Below are 2,358 nucleotides of genomic sequence, written 5' to 3'. Positions count from 1 at the left end.
AAGTGGTGTGGGCGAGGTGCTCGGCGTAGTCGATGTCGGCCCGCAAAGTATGCAAAGGGATCCGCCCCTCCCGCGTCCATTCGGTGCGGGCAATCTCGGCCCCGTTCAGACGCCCGGCAATTTGGATTTTGATCCCTTGTACACCTGCCCGCTGGGCCCGTTGGATCACCTGGCGCACGATGCGGCGAAAGGCAATCCGCCGTTCCAACTGTTGGGCAATGTTTTCCGCCAACAAGGTCGCCTCGGCATCGGCACGGGTGACCTCTACTACATTGATGCGAATGGTTCGCTCGCCACCACCTCGTGAACCAGGGCTTTGTCCCGCTAGCGCGGACAGCTCTTTCTGTAGACCTTGGCGCAAAGTCTCTAGGCTGGATCCGCCCCGACCCACGACCACCCCAGGGCGAGCAGCCCGGATCTCCAGGTCAATTTGATCCGCTTTGCGCTCGATTTGGATATCGGCCAAACCAGCACTGCTCAGTTGCTTGGTCAGGTAGGTGCGAATCTGGTCGTCCTCCTGTAACAAGGCTGGGTAGCGGGCTGGATCGGCAAACCAGCGGCTGCGATGCTCCTTAATCACGCCGAGGCGGAAACCGGTGGGGTGGATCTTCTGTCCCATGGTGGTGTCGGTTGAAGGGTAAAGGGCTAGAAATACAGGAGGTTAAGAGGCCGTCGCCGCTTCAGCTTCCTCTATGGGCCGGACGGCGATGGTGATGTGACAGGTGCGCTTGCGAATGGGGTAGGCCCGCCCTTGGGCGCGGGGGCGAAACCGTTTCAGGACGGGCCCCTGATCAGCATAGGCCTGGCTGATCACCAGATCCCGAGGATCCAAGCCGTTGTTGTGCTCTGCGTTGGCCACCGCCGAGCGCAGCACCTTACGAACCGGCTCACAGGCAGCGTAGGGCATGAACTCCAAAAGAATCAGGGCATCGGCATAGGTGCGCCCACGGATCTGATCCAACACCCGCCGCACTTTAAAGGGGGACATGCGGATATAGCGGGCTACCGCTTTAACCTCAGGGGATGAATCGGCCATGGCCCTCTCCTTGCCTACTCGATACTTTCCTGTTCGTTATTCCTCTCAACGGCGAGCGGCTTTTTTGTCGCTCCCCGCGTGACCGCGGAAGGTACGGGTGGGAACGAATTCCCCCAGCTTGTGACCCACCATCTGATCGGTGATGTAGATGGGCACGTGTTGCTTGCCGTTGTGAACGGCGATGGTGTGGCCGATCATGACCGGCAAGATGGTGCTGGCCCGCGACCAGGTCTTGATCATGTGCTTCTCGTTGCGCTCGTTCATCTTCTCCACCTTGAGAAGCAGCTTGGCATCCACAAAGGGGCCTTTTTTCAGCGAACGTCCCATAAGAACCTCAACTGTTTGACAAGCAATGACCATCGAAGAAGCTTCAGGAAGCGCATGGCCAGACGGCTATTGGGCAGCCCTTCCGCCCTTGTCTCGACGGCCCCCGCGACGACGACCGCGCACGATGAACTTGCTGCTGGGCTTGTTGCGTTTGCGGGTTTTGTATCCCAGGGTGGGCTTACCCCAAGGGGTGACGGGGGTACTGCGGCCTATGGGGGCTCGCCCTTCCCCGCCGCCATGGGGATGATCCACAGGGTTCATCACCGAGCCACGCACCTTAGGACGGCGCCCCAACCAACGACTGCGACCCGCCTTGCCCAGGCTGATGTTGTTGTGGTCAACATTGCCCAGTTGGCCGATGGTGGCGTAGCACTCGCCGCGGATCATGCGAACCTCACCAGAGGGCAGCTTGAGGGAGACATATTTGCCTTCTCTGGCCACCACTTGAGCGCCAGCCCCGGCAGCGCGAACCATCTGTCCGCCGCGACCAGGATACAGCTCCACGTTGTGAACCACCGTTCCCAGGGGGATCCGCTCCAGGGGCATGGCATTGCCGATCTCAAAGGGGGCCTCTGGCCCGGCCATGATGGTGGATCCCACCTGTAGGTTGCGGGGAGCGAGGATGTAGCGTTTCTCGCCGTCTTCGTATTCCACCAGGCAGATGTGGGCGCTACGGTTGGGATCGTACTCCACAGTTTTGACGGTCGCCGGGATCCCCCGCTTGTCGCGACGGAAGTCGATGATGCGGTAAAGCCGCTTGTGGCCACCACCGCGGTGCCGGCAGGTGATGACGCCACGGTTGTTGCGCCCTTTCTTGCGGTGAATAAATTGCAGCAGCGACTTTTCCGGTCTGGGCCGCTTGCCGTTCTCGTCACGGGACAGCTCCTCGAAGTCAGAGACCGTCATGTGACGGGTGCTGGGGGTGTAGGGTCGGAGAGTACGAATGCCCATGGCTCGGGTAGGGGTGGGGGATGGGATGACAACAACTCAAAAAG

The 2,358-nt window shown here is 60.5% G+C and carries 4 protein-coding genes; all 4 read right to left on the bottom strand.

Annotated elements, in window-relative coordinates; genetic code table 11:
* Positions 1–619 (bottom strand): 30S ribosomal protein S3 (rpsC, locus tag NW837_RS12415; RefSeq protein WP_414331936.1); only part of this gene is annotated, 619 nt, incomplete at its 3' end.
* Between the two features lie 42 nt (positions 620–661).
* Positions 662–1,036, bottom strand: coding sequence for a 50S ribosomal protein L22 (gene rplV / locus NW837_RS12410; protein WP_011434157.1), 375 nt, complete (start codon positions 1,034–1,036; stop codon positions 662–664).
* Positions 1,037–1,081: 45 nt separating this feature from the next.
* A complete protein-coding gene (gene rpsS / locus NW837_RS12405; RefSeq protein WP_414331934.1) occupies positions 1,082–1,363 on the bottom strand; it encodes a 30S ribosomal protein S19 in 282 nt (93 codons plus the stop codon).
* A gap of 66 nt (positions 1,364–1,429) precedes the next feature.
* The gene (rplB, locus tag NW837_RS12400; protein WP_414331930.1) at positions 1,430–2,314 is read right to left on the bottom strand and encodes a 50S ribosomal protein L2; all 885 of its coding nucleotides are present in this window, start codon (positions 2,312–2,314) and stop codon (positions 1,430–1,432) included.
* Positions 2,315–2,358: the final 44 nt, after the last annotated feature.

Origin of the sequence: Synechococcus sp. R6-10, from assembly GCF_047461815.1 — a bacterium.
Classification (GTDB): Bacteria; Cyanobacteriota; Cyanobacteriia; order Thermostichales; family Thermostichaceae; genus Thermostichus.
The sequence above is the reverse complement of the archived record's forward strand: the minus strand, read 5'-3'. Positions and strand labels throughout refer to the sequence as shown.

What these genes read in the sequence shown, in the direction of transcription:
- rplV (WP_011434157.1), bottom strand. Translation starts at nt 1,036, where the DNA reads ATGGCCGATTCATCCCCTGAGGTTAAAGCGGTAGCCCGCTATATCCGC.
- rplB (WP_414331930.1), bottom strand. Translation starts at nt 2,314, where the DNA reads ATGGGCATTCGTACTCTCCGACCCTACACCCCCAGCACCCGTCACATG.
- rpsS (WP_414331934.1), bottom strand. Translation starts at nt 1,363, where the DNA reads ATGGGACGTTCGCTGAAAAAAGGCCCCTTTGTGGATGCCAAGCTGCTT.